At 59.6% G+C, this 18,194-nt stretch carries 14 protein-coding genes, 2 tRNA genes, 3 rRNA genes, 1 pseudogene and 1 riboswitch; of the genes and pseudogenes, 8 read left to right on the plus strand and 12 right to left on the minus strand.

What is annotated here, in order from left to right; all coding sequences use genetic code 11:
- Positions 1–9: 9 nt before the first annotated feature.
- The gene (locus E1956_RS23370; protein ID WP_134753339.1) at positions 10–1,794 is read right to left on the minus strand and encodes an IlvD/Edd family dehydratase; all 1,785 of its coding nucleotides are present in this window, start codon (positions 1,792–1,794) and stop codon (positions 10–12) included.
- 184 nt (positions 1,795–1,978) lie between these two features.
- A complete protein-coding gene (locus E1956_RS23375; RefSeq protein WP_197732858.1) occupies positions 1,979–3,022 on the minus strand; it encodes a LacI family DNA-binding transcriptional regulator in 1,044 nt (347 codons plus the stop codon).
- A 200-nt stretch (positions 3,023–3,222) separates the two neighbouring features.
- Here E1956_RS23375 and E1956_RS23380 point away from each other — a divergent pair, with 200 nt between their 5' ends.
- Entirely contained in the window at positions 3,223–4,056 is an 834-nt protein-coding gene (locus E1956_RS23380; protein WP_134753341.1) for an isocitrate lyase/PEP mutase family protein, read from the plus strand.
- A 43-nt stretch (positions 4,057–4,099) separates the two neighbouring features.
- Here E1956_RS23380 and E1956_RS23385 read toward each other — a convergent pair.
- The 7 genes and pseudogenes from E1956_RS23385 to E1956_RS23415 all read right to left on the minus strand — a co-directional run.
- A pseudogene (locus E1956_RS23385) lies at positions 4,100–4,300 on the minus strand (DUF2135 domain-containing protein); the annotation flags it as partial.
- Positions 4,301–4,464: 164 nt separating this feature from the next.
- The gene (locus tag E1956_RS23390) at positions 4,465–4,722 is read right to left on the minus strand and encodes an RNA-binding protein (protein ID WP_134753343.1); all 258 of its coding nucleotides are present in this window, start codon (positions 4,720–4,722) and stop codon (positions 4,465–4,467) included.
- Positions 4,723–4,935: 213 nt separating this feature from the next.
- A 5S ribosomal RNA gene (gene rrf / locus E1956_RS23395) occupies positions 4,936–5,049 on the minus strand.
- A 141-nt stretch (positions 5,050–5,190) separates the two neighbouring features.
- A 23S ribosomal RNA gene (locus E1956_RS23400) occupies positions 5,191–8,068 on the minus strand.
- 305 nt (positions 8,069–8,373) lie between these two features.
- Positions 8,374–8,449, minus strand: a tRNA-Ala gene (locus E1956_RS23405).
- Positions 8,450–8,486: 37 nt separating this feature from the next.
- Positions 8,487–8,563, minus strand: a tRNA-Ile gene (locus E1956_RS23410).
- 66 nt (positions 8,564–8,629) lie between these two features.
- Positions 8,630–10,154, minus strand: a 16S ribosomal RNA gene (locus tag E1956_RS23415).
- The 16S, 23S and 5S rRNA genes sit together here with 2 tRNA genes alongside, the layout of an rRNA operon.
- A gap of 682 nt (positions 10,155–10,836) precedes the next feature.
- Between E1956_RS23415 and E1956_RS23425 the strand changes: the two genes are divergently transcribed.
- The 4 genes from E1956_RS23425 (at position 10,837) to E1956_RS23440 (ending at position 12,384) form a co-directional block, all read left to right on the plus strand.
- On the plus strand, positions 10,837–11,106 hold the full coding sequence (locus E1956_RS23425) for a cyclic-phosphate processing receiver domain-containing protein (RefSeq protein ID WP_134753345.1): 270 nt from the start codon (positions 10,837–10,839) through the stop codon (positions 11,104–11,106).
- A gap of 221 nt (positions 11,107–11,327) precedes the next feature.
- On the plus strand, positions 11,328–11,633 hold the full coding sequence (locus E1956_RS23430; RefSeq protein ID WP_134753347.1) for a hypothetical protein: 306 nt from the start codon (positions 11,328–11,330) through the stop codon (positions 11,631–11,633).
- Positions 11,634–11,671: 38 nt separating this feature from the next.
- On the plus strand, positions 11,672–11,926 hold the full coding sequence (locus tag E1956_RS46955) for a hypothetical protein (protein ID WP_418789270.1): 255 nt from the start codon (positions 11,672–11,674) through the stop codon (positions 11,924–11,926).
- Positions 11,927–12,042: 116 nt separating this feature from the next.
- Positions 12,043–12,384, plus strand: a complete 342-nt coding sequence (locus tag E1956_RS23440) for an H-NS histone family protein (RefSeq protein WP_134753349.1) — start codon at positions 12,043–12,045, stop codon at positions 12,382–12,384.
- A gap of 155 nt (positions 12,385–12,539) precedes the next feature.
- On the opposite strand, the gene E1956_RS46225 is transcribed toward E1956_RS23440, so the two are convergent.
- Both E1956_RS46225 and E1956_RS23450 read right to left on the minus strand, forming a co-directional pair.
- The gene (locus E1956_RS46225; protein WP_167760094.1) at positions 12,540–12,875 is read right to left on the minus strand and encodes a hypothetical protein; all 336 of its coding nucleotides are present in this window, start codon (positions 12,873–12,875) and stop codon (positions 12,540–12,542) included.
- 42 nt (positions 12,876–12,917) lie between these two features.
- A riboswitch (SAM-I-IV-variant riboswitch) is annotated at positions 12,918–13,021 on the minus strand.
- 131 nt (positions 13,022–13,152) lie between these two features.
- A complete protein-coding gene (locus E1956_RS23450) occupies positions 13,153–13,605 on the minus strand; it encodes an Lrp/AsnC family transcriptional regulator (protein ID WP_134753351.1) in 453 nt (150 codons plus the stop codon).
- A gap of 119 nt (positions 13,606–13,724) precedes the next feature.
- On the opposite strand from E1956_RS23450, the gene E1956_RS23455 reads away from it, so the two are divergent.
- From E1956_RS23455 to E1956_RS23470, 3 genes are all read left to right on the plus strand, one after another.
- On the plus strand, positions 13,725–14,351 hold the full coding sequence (locus E1956_RS23455; protein WP_232071563.1) for a LysE family translocator: 627 nt from the start codon (positions 13,725–13,727) through the stop codon (positions 14,349–14,351).
- Positions 14,352–14,975: 624 nt separating this feature from the next.
- Complete coding sequence (locus E1956_RS23465; protein WP_134753355.1) at positions 14,976–16,268, plus strand: D-amino acid dehydrogenase; 1,293 nt, start codon at positions 14,976–14,978, stop codon at positions 16,266–16,268.
- 225 nt (positions 16,269–16,493) lie between these two features.
- A complete protein-coding gene (locus tag E1956_RS23470) occupies positions 16,494–17,369 on the plus strand; it encodes an SDR family oxidoreductase (protein WP_134753357.1) in 876 nt (291 codons plus the stop codon).
- A 52-nt stretch (positions 17,370–17,421) separates the two neighbouring features.
- Here the strand turns inward: E1956_RS23470 and E1956_RS47405 are convergent, their stop codons facing one another.
- The gene (locus E1956_RS47405) at positions 17,422–18,063 is read right to left on the minus strand and encodes a Uma2 family endonuclease (protein WP_256377778.1); all 642 of its coding nucleotides are present in this window, start codon (positions 18,061–18,063) and stop codon (positions 17,422–17,424) included.
- Positions 18,064–18,194: the final 131 nt, after the last annotated feature.

Genomic DNA, 18,194 nt, shown 5'->3' on the forward strand with positions numbered 1-18,194 from the left:
CAAGATGGCTCAGTGCGAATGGCGCGGCTCACCGCGCTGCGCGATCACACGCAGATAGAGCGTGGCCGGTTCGAGGCAACCGCCCGTCGAAAGCTGCCCGACCGTCTTGCGGTAAAGCTCCTGCCATGGCGTCTGGGACGATGGCGCCTGGAAATCGGTCTGCGCGCGGCGGCGTTCGAGTTCGTCTGCATCGATCAGCACTTCTACGCGACGCGCGTTGAGATCGACCTTGATGCGGTCACCCGTGCGCAGCAACGCGAGACCGCCGCCCACCGCGGCTTCCGGCGACATGTTGAGAATCGAGGGGCTCGCCGAGGTGCCGCTCTGGCGTCCGTCGCCCATGCACGGCAGCGCGGTCACGCCCTGCTTGATCAGTTCGGCCGGCGGCGCCATGTTCACCACTTCGGCGCTGCCCGGATAGCCGACCGTGCCGCAACCGCGAATCACGAGCATGCAGCGCTCATCGATCTTCAACGACGGATCGTTGATGCGCGCGCGATAGTCCTCGGGGCCGTCGAACACGACGGCGCGCGCTTCGAACACATTCGGCGCGCCCGGCTCGCTCAGATACGTCTTGCGAAACGCCTCGCCCACCACCGACATCTTCATGATGGCGCTGTCGAAGAAATTTCCGGAAAGCACGATGAAGCCGGCACCGTGCTTGAGCGGGTCGTCGCAGGAACGGATCACGTCGTGGTCCGCCGCGGCAGCGGTATCTGCAATCTCGCCGATCGTGCGGCCCGAGACGGTCTGGCAAGCGCGCCACACGAAGCCCGCGCGATCGAGTTCGCGCAGGATGGCCGGCACGCCGCCCGCGCGGTGGAAGCTCTCGCCCAGGTACTCGCCCGCCGGCATCGTGTTCGCGAGAAGCGGCACCTGCTCGCCATGACGCTGCCAGTCTTCGAGCGATAGATCGACGCCCATATGCCGCGCAATCGCAATCAGATGCGGCGGGCAGTTGGTCGACGCGCCCAGCGCCGAAGCCACCACGATCGCATTCTCGAATGCCTCGCGCGTCATGATGCGCGAGGGGCGCACGTCGTCGCGCACGAGGTCGACGGCGCGCTTGCCCGTCGCATACGCCATCTGCCCGCGCTCGCGGTACGCGGCCGGAATGCTCGCGCAACCGGGCAGCGACATGCCGAGCGCTTCGGCAAGGCAATTCATCGAGAGCGCGGTGCCCATCGTGTTGCAGTGCCCGATGGACGGCGACGAAGCCGTGGTGAGCGCCATGAAGCCTTCGTAGTCGATCTCGCCTGCCGCCAGCAGATTGCGCGCGTGCCAGATCACCGTGCCCGAGCCCACGCGCTTGCCTTCATACCAACCGTCGAGCATCGGGCCGCCCGAGAGGACGATGGCCGGCAGGTCGACCGTGGCTGCGGCCATCAGGCACGCGGGCGTGGTCTTGTCGCAACCCGTCGTGAGCACGACGCCGTCGAGAGGAAAGCCATGCAGGATTTCGACGAGGCCCAGATACGCGAGATTGCGGTCGAGCGCGGCCGTGGGGCGGCGGCTCTGCTCCGCAAGCGGGTGCACCGGAAATTCCATCGGAATGCCGCCCGCGTCACGAATGCCCGCCTTGACGCGCTCCGCTAGCGCAATGTGGTGGCGGTTGCAGGGCGCAAGGTCGCTGCCCGTTTGCGCGATGCCGACAATGGGCCGCCCCGACTGCAGCTCTTCGCGCGTGAGGCCGTAGTTCATGAACCGTTCGACGTAGATCGCGGTCATGTCCGCGTGCGAAGGATCGTCGAACCATTCCTGGCTGCGCAGACGGCTCGGGAGAGATTGGGTCATGATGCGGTGTCTCCTGTGTGGGCCTGCCCGGGTGCCCTTTTGATGCAGTCGGCGGAATGGTGTTACCGGTAACAATCGAATGTTAGCATGGCCGTTCGGCGCTTCAAGTCACGACGACTATGCCATCAAAGGGTTCTTGCAGGGAAATCGAAAGTTCGCATGCCCGCGGACGCGAGCGGCCATTTCAGGCGCTTTCGCGCGACACCACGGCGTAGTGAATGCGCGTCCTTGCGGTGCGGCGCGCGTGTGCGCCACGCTCGCCTGCGTCGGCGGCGAGCGCGCCGAGCAGCGCCTCGCCCGCGCGGCGGCCGATCCCGTAGGCGTCCACCGAGACCGTCGTGATGGTCGGATGGCAGCATGCCGAGATCTCAAAGTTGCCGAAGCCCGCCACGGCGATATCGCCGGGCACCGCGAGTCCGCGCCGCTGGCACTCCATGATCGCGCCGAACGCGGACATGTCGCTTACGCACATCACCGCCTGTGTGTCGGGCCAGCGCTCGAGCAGCGCCGCCATGGCGGGGCCGCCGTGGCTCATGGTGATGGGCGAATCGCCCAGGCGCACCACCCGCGGCTCGCCTAGCCCGAGCGCCTTCACTTCGAGCTGATAGCCCTTGAGCCGGTCGATGCCGCGCCGGTCCAGCTCACTCGCGCCGCCGAGAAACGCGATGCGCCGATGACCCTTTTCCGCCAGATAGCGCACCATTTCGCGCGCAGCACTCACGTTGGAAAACCCAACCGCCATGTCGACCGGCGCCGCTGGCAGCTCCCACATCTCGACAACCGGCACACCGGAGCGCTCGAGCAGCGCGCGCGTGGCGGCGGTGTGCTGCGATCCGGTGAGCGCAATACAGCGCGGCTGATGACGCAGCATCTGGCGGACGATGCGCTCCTCGCGCTCGGGCAGATAGTCCGTGTCGCCGATCAGCAATTCGAGCCCATGCGGCTCCAGTACGGCGGTGAGCCCGTTCACGGTGTCCGAGAAGTTCGAGCTCGATAGCGATGGCACCAGCACCGCGGCGAACGACGAGCGTCCCGAAGACAGGGCGCCCGCCGCCGCATCGGCAACGTAGCCCAGTTCGTCGATCGCACGCTGCACGCGCTCACGCGTGGCCTCCGAGGCGCTCTGCCCCGCCAGCACGCGCGAGACCGTCATCTTCGACACGCCCGCGAGGCTGGCGACATCGGACATGCGCGGCGGCGTGGGTTTCGAAGCGGAGGGCTTTGCCATCGGAGCAGACTGATCGGATTGGGGACAGTGCATATGATAGCGGGCGCGGCGTGTGGGCCAGGCGCGGCAGCGCGAGAGCGCACCGGCGCGCGCTGGAGCACAATGCACGCTGACCGGCCTCGCCGCCAATGCCGACGCTTCCCAAGCTCGACGCGAGCGCAGCGCCACCACGTCGGCTCGCCCTACCCTGGAGACACGCCATGCCCTCTTCGCCACGCAGCGTCGCGGAAAAACGCGCCGCGTTCCGCGCCTTGCATGCTTCCGGCTGCTTTCTCTTGCCCAATCCCTGGGACCCGGGCAGCGCCCGCTATCTCGAGGGCGTCGGCTTCAAGGCGCTTGCCACGACCAGCTCGGGCTTTGCATGGTCGCGCGCCCACGCGGACAATTCGCTGCCCCGCGACGCCATCCTCGCGCATCTGCGCGAGATGGTCGCCGCCACCGGTTTGCCCATCAACGCGGACTTCGAGAACGGTTTCGGCACCGATGCGGAAGGGGTCGCGCAAAGCGTGGGCCTCGCAGTGGACACGGGCGTGGCAGGGCTCTCGATCGAGGACTCGACCGGCGATCCGGACGCGCCGCTGTTCCTGCTGGAGGTTGCGGTCGAGCGCGTGAAGGCCGCGCGCCGCGCGATCGACGAACGTGGCGGCGACACGCTGCTGGTGGCGCGCGCGGAAAACTTCTTCACTGGCGAGCCCGATTTCGACGATGCGCTTGCGCGCATCAAGGCCTATGCGGCGGCGGGCGCGGATTGCCTCTACATGCCCGGCATCCACACGCGCGAGCAGATCGTTGCGGTGGTGACGGCCGTGGCGCCCAAGCCCGTCAACGTGCTGATCGGCTCGCCCTCGGAATTCACGCTGCAGGATCTCGCGGCAATGGGCGTGCGGCGCGTGAGCGTGGGCGGCGCGCTGGCCCGCTCGGCATGGGGTGGCCTCATGCGCGCCGTGGAGACGCTCGTGCAAGGCCGCTTCGACGGCTTCGTCAATGCAGCACCCGGCAATCAGCTCAACGATCTATTCAGGGATCCTTCCTGATTTATTCGACGATGCCGCGCGTGGCACGCGCCTGCGGAGGTCCTCAAGGGATGACGAAGCGCTTCACGAGTGTCAGCTCGCCCGGCTTGCGCATGGGCGCGCGTACCGTCTCGCTCTTTTCGTTCGGCGTGCCTTCGTCGGTGATGATGGTCACTTGCGCCACCGTCATGTCGCTGCCGCTATTGCCGTTGCCGTAATAATTCACGTAGACGAGATAGGTGCCGTGCAGCGGTGCGGTGCAGGACGTCTGGATCGATGGCGTCACGTTGCCCGACGGCGTGACGCTTGCCGGCAAGGGGGATGGTGATAGTGCGCGGACAGCGCCTGGTTTGCGCCAGGCGCTTCGTAGCAGGCGTATACGCCTCCCGCGCAGGGTCAGCGCCCACAGGCGGTGCTGAAGCCATGTATTCAGTCGGCTTCGCGCACTGGCAGTATCAGTACGCTAATCGTGCGGTCGTTCCAGAACATGTTGTGCACGCGGGGCTGGAGCGCGCGCAACACTTCATCGGATACGTTGGCGTAGTGCAGCAGCGCGGCGGGATGCGAGCCCGTACCCGCTATGCGCTGAATGTTGTCGTACGGCGGAAAGCCATACTTCTGCAAAAAAGCGTTGATCTCCTCGTCGGGAACGCTTTCATCGACGTTTCCAAGCAGCAATTCGGCCATGGCGCACCTGACTTCGAAGTTGAGATTCGGTGTTCGGGGTGGGCGTTCAAGCGCTCATGATAGTGTGCAGTGCAATATGGCGCCTCCAAATGGGCCATGTGCCCAGATGAGGTCATGGGCGACGTGCAATTCTGCAGGTTTTTCAGCCGCGTAAACGCCAGAACCCCGGTGCTCTTTCGGAGCCACCGGGGTTCTGGACATACTGCATAAGGAGCCTGACGATTACCTACTTTCACACGGGCAATCCGCACTATCATCGGCGTAGAGTCGTTTCACGGTCCTGTTCGGGATGGGAAGGGGTGGGACCGACTCGCTATGGTCATCAGGCTTGACGGGTTGCTGCGTCGCCTTATGGGCGCCACAGCCAATCTGGAAGAAGCGTAAAGAGGTTTTTGCTGATTGGGGTTGTGTTGTTTCCGGCACAACACGCGATCACTCAACCATGCGTGTATAAAACACACCTGTTATAGGATCAAGCCTTACGGGCAATTAGTATCAGTTAGCTTAACGCATTACTGCGCTTCCACACCTGACCTATCAACGTCCTGGTCTCGAACGACCCTTCAAGGGGATCTAGTCCCCGGGGAAGTCTCATCTTGAGGCGAGTTTCCCGCTTAGATGCTTTCAGCGGTTATCTCTTCCGAACATAGCTACCCGGCGATGCGACTGGCGTCACAACCGGTACACCAGAGGTTCGTCCACTCCGGTCCTCTCGTACTAGGAGCAGGCCCCCTCAAACTTCCAGCGCCCACGGCAGATAGGGACCAAACTGTCTCACGACGTTTTAAACCCAGCTCACGTACCTCTTTAAATGGCGAACAGCCATACCCTTGGGACCGGCTACAGCCCGGGATGAGATGAGCCGACATCGAGGTGCCAAACACCGCCGTCGATATGAACTCTTGGGCGGTATCAGCCTGTTATCCCCAGAGTACCTTTTATCCGTTGAGCGATGGCCCTTCCATACAGAACCACCGGATCACTATGACCTGCTTTCGCACCTGCTCGACTTGTCAGTCTCGCAGTCAAGCACGCTTATGCCATTGCACTATCAGCACGATTTCCGACCGTACCTAGCGTACCTTCGTACTCCTCCGTTACCCTTTGGGAGGAGACCGCCCCAGTCAAACTGCCTGCCATGCACTGTCCCCGATCCGGATAACGGACCAAGGTTAGAACCTCAAACAGATCAGGGTGGTATTTCAAGGACGGCTCCATGCAGACTAGCGTCCACACTTCATAGCCTCCCACCTATCCTACACAAACCGGTTCAAAGTCCAATGCAAAGCTGCAGTAAAGGTTCATGGGGTCTTTCCGTCTAGCCGCGGGGAGATTGCATCATCACAAACACTTCAACTTCGCTGAGTCTCGGGAGGAGACAGTGTGGCCATCGTTACGCCATTCGTGCAGGTCGGAACTTACCCGACAAGGAATTTCGCTACCTTAGGACCGTTATAGTTACGGCCGCCGTTTACCGGGACTTCAATCAAGAGCTTGCACCCCATCATTTAATCTTCCGGCACCGGGCAGGCGTCACACCCTATACGTCCACTTTCGTGTTTGCAGAGTGCTGTGTTTTTATTAAACAGTCGCAGCCACCAGTTTATTGCAACCCCTTCACCCTTCTGGCGCGAGCCAGTCAAGCTACCGGGCGTACCTTATCCCGAAGTTACGGTACCAATTTGCCGAGTTCCTTCTCCCGAGTTCTCTCAAGCGCCTTAGAATACTCATCTCGCCCACCTGTGTCGGTTTGCGGTACGGTCACTGTTGAACTGAAGCTTAGAGGCTTTTCTTGGAACCACTTCCAGTTGCTTCTCCACCTAGGTGGATGGCCTCGCACCCTTGAATTCCGCGCCCGGATTTGCCAAAGCGCCTTCTCCAATGCAAGGACCGGGACTTCCAACACCCGGACAACCTTCCGCGATCCGTCCCCCCATCGCATTCAACAATGGTGCAGGAATATTGACCTGCTTCCCATCAGCTACGCATTTCTGCCTCGCCTTAGGGCCGACTCACCCTACGCCGATGAACGTTGCGTAGGAAACCTTGGGCTTACGGCGAGGGGGCCTTTCACCCCCTTTATCGCTACTCATGTCAGCATTCGCACTTCTGATACCTCCAGCACACCTTCCGATGCACCTTCGCAGGCTTACAGAACGCTCTCCTACCATGCGAGACTAGCTCGCATCCGCAGCTTCGGTATATGACTTAGCCCCGTTACATCTTCCGCGCAGGACGACTCGATCAGTGAGCTATTACGCTTTCTTTAAAGGGTGGCTGCTTCTAAGCCAACCTCCTGACTGTTTTAGCCTTCCCACTTCGTTTCCCACTTAGTCATATTTGGGGACCTTAGCTGGCGGTCTGGGTTGTTTCCCTCTTGACACCGGACGTTAGCACCCGATGTCTGTCTCCCGTGATTGCACTCTTCGGTATTCGGAGTTTGCTATGGCGAAGTAATCCGCAATGGACCCTTCAACCATGACAGTGCTCTACCCCCGAAGGTGATACACGAGGCACTACCTAAATAGTTTTCGGAGAGAACCAGCTATTTCCGTGTTTGTTTAGCCTTTCACCCCTATCCACAGCTCATCCCCTAACTTTTCAACGTTAGTGGGTTCGGTCCTCCAGCACGTGTTACCGTGCCTTCAACCTGGCCATGGATAGATCACCTGGTTTCGGGTCTACACCCAGCGACTGAACGCCCTGTTCGGACTCGCTTTCGCTACGCCTGCCCTATTCGGTTAAGCTTGCCACTGAATGTAAGTCGCTGACCCATTATACAAAAGGTACGCCGTCACCCCTTGCGAGGCTCCGACTGTTTGTATGCATGCGGTTTCAGGATCTATTTCACTCCCCTCCCGGGGTTCTTTTCGCCTTTCCCTCACGGTACTGGTTCACTATCGGTCGATCACGAGTATTTAGCCTTGGAGGATGGTCCCCCCATCTTCAGACAGGATTTCACGTGTCCCGCCCTACTTGTCGTACACCTAGTTCTTCCATACTGCCTTCGCCTACGGGGCTATCACCCACTATGGCCACACTTTCCAGAGTGTTCGGCTGACAATACAGATAAAGAGTACAGGCTGATCCCATTTCGCTCGCCACTACTCTGGGAATCTCGGTTGATTTCTTTTCCTGCGGCTACTTAGATGTTTCAGTTCGCCGCGTTCGCTTCGCATGACCTATGTATTCAGTCATGGATACTCCATACGGAGTGGGTTTCCCCATTCGGATATCGGTGGATCAAAGCTTGTTTGCCAGCTCCCCACCGCTTTTCGCAGGCTACCGCGTCCTTCATCGCCTGTGATCGCCAAGGCATCCACCACATGCACTTGTTCGCTTGACCCTATAACGGGTGTGTCTTGCGGCGATTGCTCGCGTCAGACCACTCATTACAGGTTGAGTATTCGTGTTGCGCCGTATTTCAAGGCAATCTTTCGATCACTTAAAAATACATTGATACAATCACAACCCTGATTCACTTACTCCACACCCATCTCTAAGTGCGTTTCAGATGAATCTCTTTACTACTTCTTCCTGATTGTTAAAGAACGACAGCCGATATGGTTTTACTCACATCGCTCTGACTGGCTCAATCGCCAATGCGTAATACCCGGTTTGTGTTTCTACCGGACACTAGGCATTGAAGATTGGTGGAGGATGACGGGATCGAACCGACGACCCCCTGCTTGCAAAGCAGGTGCTCTCCCAGCTGAGCTAATCCCCCAGTCATGCAACTTAGGGGTTTTGCTCGTCAGACCAGTTGGTGGGTCTGGATGGATTCGAACCATCGACCCCCGCCTTATCAAGACGGTGCTCTAACCGACTGAGCTACAGACCCCTGAGTCTGTCTTTTCTACAGCCGACAAGTGTGAGCGCTTTAACAAGCTTGAGCGATGAGCTCTGGAAAGGAGGTGATCCAGCCGCACCTTCCGATACGGCTACCTTGTTACGACTTCACCCCAGTCATGAATCCTGCCGTGGTGACCGTCCTCCTTGCGGTTAGACTAGCCACTTCTGGCAAAACCCACTCCCATGGTGTGACGGGCGGTGTGTACAAGACCCGGGAACGTATTCACCGCGGCATGCTGATCCGCGATTACTAGCGATTCCAGCTTCACGCAGTCGAGTTGCAGACTGCGATCCGGACTACGATCGGTTTTCTGGGATTGGCTCCACCTCGCGGCTTGGCAACCCTCTGTTCCGACCATTGTATGACGTGTGAAGCCCTACCCATAAGGGCCATGAGGACTTGACGTCATCCCCACCTTCCTCCGGTTTGTCACCGGCAGTCTCCCTGGAGTGCTCTTGCGTAGCAACTAGGGACAAGGGTTGCGCTCGTTGCGGGACTTAACCCAACATCTCACGACACGAGCTGACGACAGCCATGCAGCACCTGTGTTATGGCTCCCTTTCGGGCACTTCCACCTCTCAGCAGAATTCCATACATGTCAAGGGTAGGTAAGGTTTTTCGCGTTGCATCGAATTAATCCACATCATCCACCGCTTGTGCGGGTCCCCGTCAATTCCTTTGAGTTTTAATCTTGCGACCGTACTCCCCAGGCGGTCAACTTCACGCGTTAGCTACGTTACCAAGCCAATGAAGGCCCGACAACCAGTTGACATCGTTTAGGGCGTGGACTACCGGTATCTAATCCTGTTTGCTCCCCACGCTTTCGTGCATGAGCGTCAGTATTGGCCGGGGCTGCCTTCGCCATCGGTATTCCTCCACATCTCTACGCATTTCACTGCTACACGTGGAATTCTACCCCCCTCTGCCATACTCCAGCGATGCAGTCACCAATGCAGTTCCGTGTTAAGCCCGGGGATTTCACATCGGTCTTACATCACCGCCTGCGCACGCTTTACGCCCAGTAATTCCGATTAACGCTCGCACCCTACGTATTACCGCGGCTGCTGGCACGTAGTTAGCCGGTGCTTATTCTTCCGGTACCGTCATCCCCTCTCGGTATTATCGAAAAGGATTTCTTTCCGGACAAAAGTGCTTTACAACCCGAAGGCCTTCTTCACACACGCGGCATTGCTGGATCAGGGTTGCCCCCATTGTCCAAAATTCCCCACTGCTGCCTCCCGTAGGAGTCTGGGCCGTGTCTCAGTCCCAGTGTGGCTGGTCGTCCTCTCAGACCAGCTACGGATCGTCGCCTTGGTAGGCCTTTACCCCACCAACTAGCTAATCCGCCATCGGCCGCCCCTATAGCGCGAGGTCTTGCGATCCCCCGCTTTCATCCGTAGATCGTATGCGGTATTAATCCGGCTTTCGCCGGGCTATCCCCCACTACAGGACACGTTCCGATGTATTACTCACCCGTTCGCCACTCGCCGCCAGGATTGCTCCCGCGCTGCCGTTCGACTTGCATGTGTAAGGCATGCCGCCAGCGTTCAATCTGAGCCAGGATCAAACTCTTCAGTTCAAACCTGTTACTGTTTTCGGTTCTTTCGAACCGGTCGCTCACTCAAAGCTGACAGGAATTTGAATAAATTCAAAAACCTGACTTACTTTAGTGTGAGACTCTTGATACTTTCGCTACTCCTGACTGCCCCGAAGGACCGTCAGGCCGCTGAAACTCATCAAGCGCCCACACTTATCGGCTGTAAATTTTTAAAGAGCAATTCGTCTTAATCGCTTCGTTTTCGTTCGCAGCGATCAGCGAAGGAGGCGAATTATGCGGGTCATTCGCAAAGCCGTCAAGCGCATTTGCGAAAAATTTTTTCGGGCCATATTTCGCGCTCGTTGACCTGCCCGCGGACCCCGTCCGAATCATGGCGACCCGACACGACACTCCCTGGCCGGACTGGCACCGCGCAGCCATGACATCCACTGCTGGCACGACCCATCGACCCGCACGGCTTGTGGAACGCAACCCTCGAGGTGCTGCCATCCTTCGACGGGAGCGTCCCGCGACCAAGGTCGACGACAGCCTGTCCACCGAAGCCGGATGGATTGAGCATCAGGTGTGCACCTGACCGACCGAAGGTCAGCCTGGAACAGAATTGCGCAAGGCTTGTGTCTCGGCGCTCATAGACTCGGCCATACTCGGGACAATTGCCTCAGACCAGGATCCACCGCGTCCGAGCTCGAATACGCTGGCCGATATGACACATAGCCGCTATCGCCTGTTCATCGATGATCTTCGTGACCCGGTGTCGTCGACATGGGTCGTCACTCGCACGTCGAGCGAAGCGGTCTCACTGCCGGAATCGCACGGGCGCCCCTATGAGTTTTCGTTCGATCATGACCTCGGGGGTGACGATACGGCAATGGTCGTCGTCAAGAAGCTGATCGAGATGGATCTGGATTCCGAGGGAAGATTCATTCCCGATGACTTCAAGTTCTTCGTGCATAGCGCCAACCCTGCCGGTTAAGAAAACATTCAATTACTGTTGCAGTCCTATCTAAATCACCGTGCCGCTCGATACTAAAACTAAAAGGTCAGCGCCCCCAGGTTCACCGATCGGCCGGCGAGCTCCTGAATAACTCGCTGTTACCAATCTCGCAACGCCGTTGCACCTGTGTCCGATCGCGCCGCATACACTCCGATCCGTGCTCACCAGGAACGCACACAACGTGCGGAGGAGTAAAGGAAATGAACAGGACGATTCTCGGCGTGGTACTGGGTGCAGTTGCATTGGCGGCCTCGACGGCGGCAAGCGCGCATGTTGATGTAGCCGTCGGCGTTGAAGTGCCTGGCATAGCCTACGCCCCAGTTCAACCGGCTTACGTTGCTCCGCCGCCTCCAGCGTATGTCCCCGCTCCGGTCATGATGGCCTCGCGTGGCGACGATGACTGGCGCGAACATGAATGGCGCGAACACGAACGGCGTGAACACGAATGGCGCGAGCGCCAGTGGCATGAGCGGGAATGGCACGACCATGACCACCGGGACTATTGAACCCATGCCGATAACCCAATATCAAACGGAAGCCCGTCATGAAAGTTAATCATCGAATCACCATGCTCCTCGCGGCCACCGCGCTGGGCCTGGCCGCAGCCGGAACAGCCAATGCAGCCGGATGCCTCAAAGGCGCAGTCGTCGGCGGCGTAGCCGGCCACTACGCGGGTCACCACGCCGTCGTCGGCGCGGTCGGAGGCTGCATTGTCGGGCGTCACGTTGCGAAAAAGCAGGCCGAAGAACGTGCCGCGCAACATCAGGCAGACCGTGCGCATCAGCTAGCCACGGGCTGACCGGCTGGATATTCGCGGGCCGCTATCAAGGACGCCCATTGGACCTGTGCTATCCTGGCGGCATGCGACTTGCAGTAATCTGCTCAAGAGTTGCATTCGGAGCGGAACATCACGAAATGGACGAACGAAAACGCGATAGCATAGTGGCCTACCTGCAGCGCCGGATGGCCGAATTTGGAATTGAACCCGACGATATCGCCGCGTCCATTGCAGCAGACCAGGAGCAGTTGCGAGCGGCGCGATACCGCGACGCCACCGGCAACACTTGGGACGGCAAAGGCGATGCCCCGCAGTGGGTGATTCAGGCGACCAGCGCTGGACAGTCGCTCGAGCATTTTGCAATTGGCGCGACCACGGCGGCGGAGTCGATGAAAAGCAATAACGTTGACTGGCGCGATGACCCATTTGCGGGCACCCGACTCGCGACCATCAAACCGGAGCGCCTCGGCGCCGGCTGAGGCGCTTGCACCGTCTTATAGAGCGTGCAGGCACTGTTGCCCTGCCACCCAGGAACGACGCTCACGACCGCCACGGCACGCTTTCATTTCAAGCGAACAAGTGTCTGTTACTCGAAATAAAAGCGCTCCGTGACTTGTCCGCTCGCGGGTTGCAATCAGAGCGGCGCACGGCTGGATGAGCGAATGAAATGATGCTCCATCCTCGTGCGCAATACGCCGTCGAGCGCGGCAAGTTGTTCGCGCAGTCGAACCGCTTGCTCTTCCGTCATTGCGCCGAGAACGATTTTTTGCTCGAGAACGTCACCGCATCGGGTGACGGCCCAACGGTCGACGGCAGCTGTTTCACCTTCGAGCATGGCGGCGGCTGTCGAGACAATACCCAGATCCAGTCTCGACACGAGATGAACCGTATGCGTCAACGTGAAACCCGGAAGGATGTGCGACCAGTCGTGACAGACTGCTGGGGAGGAGGTAGAGGTATCTTGGCGCATGGTTGCTCCGGATGAATGTTGATCGAACCGGTGCTAGCCATGCTGCTCCCGTTTCGTTGCCGTGGATCGGCCGCATCGCCTCAAAGGCGTCCACCTTGCCCGGGAGGGCAGGTTGGCGTCGGATAGTCCGACTCTGGATGCTCTACTTCAGAAATTCCGTTCGATATCTCGAACGCCGGTCCATTATACCGAAACGCAGCCGTTGAACAAGCAGTCGCAAGAAGCCGACGATTTATTTGTCACACGAAACCGGCAATTCCCGAGCTGCTACTCGCAATCACAATGGCAGCGGCCGGTCGTGAAAAATGCTCTTCATGACGAGCGTCGACGTCAACTTCAATACCGAAGGCAGCGCCGTCAACCGGCGGTCGTACAGCGCCTGAAACGCCTTCAAGTCCCGCGTGACGACGTGCAGCATGTAGTCGGGCTCGCCAAAGAGGCGCTCGGCCAGCGTGATTTCCGGAATGCCCACGAGCGCGTCCTCAAACGACCGGATACTTTCGCTACTGCTTCCACTCAGCGTGACGAAGACGATTGCGGAAAAATTCAGCCCGACCGTTGCCGGGTCGATCGTGGCACGGTAGCCGCTGATGACCTGTGCGCGCTCGAGCGCGCGCAGTCGTCGCTGGCACGGCGACAGGCTCAAGCCAACCCGCTCGCTCAGCTCCGTGATTGAAAGTCGTCCATCTTGCTGTATCTCAGCAAGAATCTTGCGGTCGATTGCGTCCATGCACGAAATTCTAGCTCCCGGCCAAGCCTGCAGGCAAGAAATGGGGAGCACTTTCCGGGTCCGAATCCGTAATATTTACCCCCTTGGGCGAGGGTGCCCGCATAACCGGAAGTGGTGCAGTGGAAGCTAGTTTGTTGACGGCGTTTTGGGTCGTCTCGTTCTCGTTGGTCATGGTCCCAGGAGCAGACTGGGCTTACGCGATTTCGGCTGGCCTGCGCGGTCGCATGGTTGCACCCGCGGTCGGTGGGATGCTGCTCGGGTACCTTGCGATCACCGTAGTCGTAGCGGCAGGCATTGGAAAACTGGTTACGCGCGTTCCGGCAGTGCTGAGCATCTTGACGGTCGTCGGTGGCGCCTATCTGCTCTGGCTGGGAATCAGGACTTTGATGCGTCCGCCCGAAATCGCTGCCGGTCAGGACGACGCACAAAAGAGCCCGTGGGGATGGTCAATGCGGGGATTCGCCATCAGCGGCCTGAACCCAAAGGCGATTCTGCTTTTCGTCGCCCTCTTGCCTCAGTTCGTCAGGCCCAATGCCGGATGGTCGGCGGCCGGCCAGATCGTGGCGCTGGGGCTTGTGCACATGGTCAACGTCGGTTCGGTCTACTCCGTCGTCGGCCTGGGATCGAAGATTGTTCTGGGCACCCGACCCAAGGCGGCTCGCATGGTGGGGCAGCTCTCCGGCGCAGCGATGATTCTCGTCGCCGTCCTCCTGTTTGCCGAACAGGTCTACGCTTTCGCGCGATAAGCACGGCGCGCTCAGTGGCGAACCCACCGCAAGACGACACCGGTTACACGAGCGCCATCCAAACCTGCTCTGAGGACTCGCCACACAGCTGCCGGACCATGAGCGCACCGCATTTGCGGCAACGATAGTGCTCGAGGGCAACGCGACCTTCGCATTGCCCCACTCCAACCAGAATCATCTCGTCATTGCTGACGAAACTCGACGAGCGTCCATCAAGGCTGTTGCACTCATTACAGAGTTCCATGGCAATCCTCCGTCGCCGGCGCCCCCGAGAGGAGCCGAACGGAAACGATGACCCGGACGAGCGGGCCGCTGGGTCGACGCTGGCGACGCGGCGTGCGTGCAGCTTAAATATCCTCCAAAAGGTGGTGCGGTGCAACAGATTCTGCGCGGACGATGGACTCGACAGAGTCGTCAAAGGATGTGCAAGAGATGTTTGCGAGAGCCACAGGCCGTTGGCCTCAGTGCAGCATAAAGGGAAAGCAGACGACGCGATGGCCAGGCCGCTGACCCACCGTGAACGACCAATAAGAGAATATGATTTACCAAAGCACTGCAATTCTCGCGGTTTGTCAGGTCTTATTTGAGTAATTAATAATATCTCTGGCGGCGGAGTCGACTGATATGCGAGTCCTTGTACTGGGCAGTGGCGTGGTTGGGGTGACAAGCGCGTTCTATCTCGCGCGTGCGGGTCATGATGTCGTTGTCGTCGATCGGGAACCGGGTCCCGCACGCGAAACGAGCTTCGCGAATGCGGGGCAGATTTCGCCAGGCTACGCAGCGCCGTGGGCTGCGCCGGGCGTGCCGCTCAAGGCCGTGAAGTGGATGTTCCAGAAGCACGCACCGCTTGCCATTCGTCCCGACGACGAAGACAAGCAGTTTCAGCTTCAATGGATGTGGCAGATGTTGCAGAACTGCACGGCCGAGCGTTACGCCATCAACAAGAACCGCATGGTTCGACTCGCGGAATATAGCCGCGATTGCCTGAAGGCGCTGCGGGCCGAAACGGGAATTCAGTACGAAGGTCGCACGGGCGGCACACTGCAAGTTTTTCGGACGCAACAGCAGTTTGAAGGCGCGGCCAAGGACATCGCGGTGCTGAAGGAGGCGCATGTCCCGTATGAGTTGTTGTCCCGGGATCAACTCGCCAGCGTGGAGCCCGCACTGGCTGCCACCTCGCATAAGTTGACCGGCGGACTGCGCTTGCCCGGCGATGAAACGGGCGACTGTCAACTGTTTACCACGCGACTCGCCGCACTGGCCGAGCAGGCGGGCGTGACCTTCCGCTACAACACGCTGGTCGATGGTCTGGTGGTCGAGGGCGGCAAAGTCGCCGGTGTGCGCCATGGTGCCAAGCTCATCCACGCCGATGCGTTCGTTGTCGCATTCGGGTCCTACTCCACGAATTTCCTGTCCGGCCTCGTCAAGATTCCCGTCTATCCCCTCAAGGGCTATTCCATCACGGCGCCTATCGTCGACGAAGCTCGCGCACCGGTCTCAACTGTCCTCGACGAGACCTACAAGATCGCCATCACACGCTTCGAAAAGCGCATCCGCGTCGGCGGCATGGCTGAGATCGTTGGCTTTGACAAGCGTCTGCGCGAGGCGCGTCGCGAGACCCTCGAGATGTGCGTCAACGACCTCTTCCCTGGCGGCGGAGACACATCGAAAGCGACTTTCTGGACCGGCTTGCGGCCCATGACGCCGGACGGAACGCCGATTGTCGGCCACACCGCCGTGCCGAACCTCTATCTCAACACGGGACATGGCACGCTCGGATGGACTATGTCATGCGGCTCGGCGCAGCTTCTCGCAGATCTGATATCGGGGCGCAAGCCCGCCATCCAGTATGACGACCTGAATGTTTTTCGCTACGAGAAAGAGCCGGAAGTGCCACGCGATTTTCAACTGAGCTAGGCGTTGCGAAACGGTAGCCCGCCCTGCAACGCGCCTGATGTGCTGCGGTCGCGTTGCCTCGCTTGGGACGGCTCATTCCAGTCAGGAAGCCGTGAAAGCCGCGCCACCATCGTTCAACACGCCGTCGCAGCAACGGCGTTCCACTTCAGTCTTGCCGTTTTGACTCGTGGCAACGCCGCGTTTCGTACTTAACCACAAACCAGGCCAAGCATTGAGGAGACGACCATGAATCTCGGCGGCAAGACGCTATTCATATCAGGAGGCAGTCGCGGTATCGGACTTGCCATTGCACTCCGGGCGGCACGTGACGGCGCGAACATCGTGATTGCCGCCAAGACTGCCGACCCGGACCCGCGGCTCGAGGGCACGATCCATACGGCGGCGGCGGCTGTTGAAGCGGCAGGCGGAAAGGCGCTTGCGCTGGTCGTCGACATTCGCGATGAAGAACGCGTCAAGGCTGCGGTTGCCCAAACCGTTGAGGTGTTCGGCGGCATCGACATACTCGTGAACAATGCCAGCGCTATCCGTTTGACGGGAACGCTGGATACGCCCGTCAAGCGGTACGACCTGATGCATGGGGTGAACGGGAGAGGGACGTTTGTCTGTGCCCAGGCCTGCCTGCCTCACCTGCTCAATTCGACGAATCCACACATCCTCACGCTGTCGCCACCGCTCGTCACCGATGCAAAGTGGTTCAAGGATTTCCCGGCCTATACCATCGCGAAGTACACGATGAGCCTGTTCACCCTCGCGCTGGCTGGTGAGTTCAAGGACCGTGGCGTCGCCGTGAATTCGCTGTGGCCAAGAACTGCGATTGCCACTGCCGCCGTGCAAAACGAGATCGGCGGTGCGGAGATGATTGCAGCGTGCCGCAAGCCGGAGATTGTCGCCGACGCGGCCCACTACATCCTGACCCGCCCGTCGAGGAAGTGCACGGGAAATTTCTTTCTCGATGATGAGGTGCTAATGGCGGCGGGTGTCCGGGACTTCTCGCAATACGACGTCCAGGCGGGCGCGGCATTGCAGGCAGATTTTTTCGTCGAGGCTTTGCCCGGCATGCGAAGGTCGGACAATATGGTCAAGGCAAAGCCGGACCTGTGAGGCACGGGTTCACCCCGGCTCAACGATGGCAGACACGATTGGGTGTCTTGTCCTAGTGGGAAGCCGGGGCAAACTCGTCGAAGTACATCCGCTCGAGTGAGAGCGCTATGCCGAACGCCGACGACTTCAGCGGCCCATTCGCTCCGAAGAATTGCAGTTCTCCGCGCTGGCCGACAACAATGACCTCTCGGGCGCCGCCTTCAAGGTAAGCCCTGACTCGCGGGCCGATGTCATGCGCAAACGTGCGGTCAAGGAGCACCTCGACACACAAGTCAGGCACAAACGGGACTGGGCTTTCCCGGTCAAACCCTTCCCACTTTTCAGGCGGCATCCAGACAACGTCCGGTACGCGGATCCCGAATGAGGGCGTCGCCACGGCGACCGACATGGCCGCCACGTGACCAATCTGCTCGGCGATCTGGCAGTAGACGTCGGTCACGACAATCTGGCGCCTTGCTGAGGGCTGCGGATGCGGCACCGCTTCGCCGCTACTATCCAGTTCACAGCATTCCCACAACCCGGAATCAGGGTTGGGGTGAATCCGACGCCAAGTCGCAACGAGTCCGTCTCGCTCGAGAAGAGTAGACACAACGACAAGCCTCCAATAGGGAAACACAGTAAGGGTATTCCCTTTGTCCTCGCCTGAAAAGCGAATATTTATGTGCACCGCACAATCCGGCCCTGCAGCGTGCATCGATTCGCTTTTCCGGCCGTTATCGGGCCATATCACGAGGCCCACCGCCCCTTGTGAGACAACGACTCCGTGGCCAAGTGCGAATTTTATTGACGTCTATTGTGCAGCGCGTCAAAATCGGCAAGCAAAGA

Source organism: Paraburkholderia pallida (assembly GCF_004524855.1).
Lineage (GTDB): Bacteria > Pseudomonadota > Gammaproteobacteria > Burkholderiales > Burkholderiaceae > Paraburkholderia > Paraburkholderia oxyphila.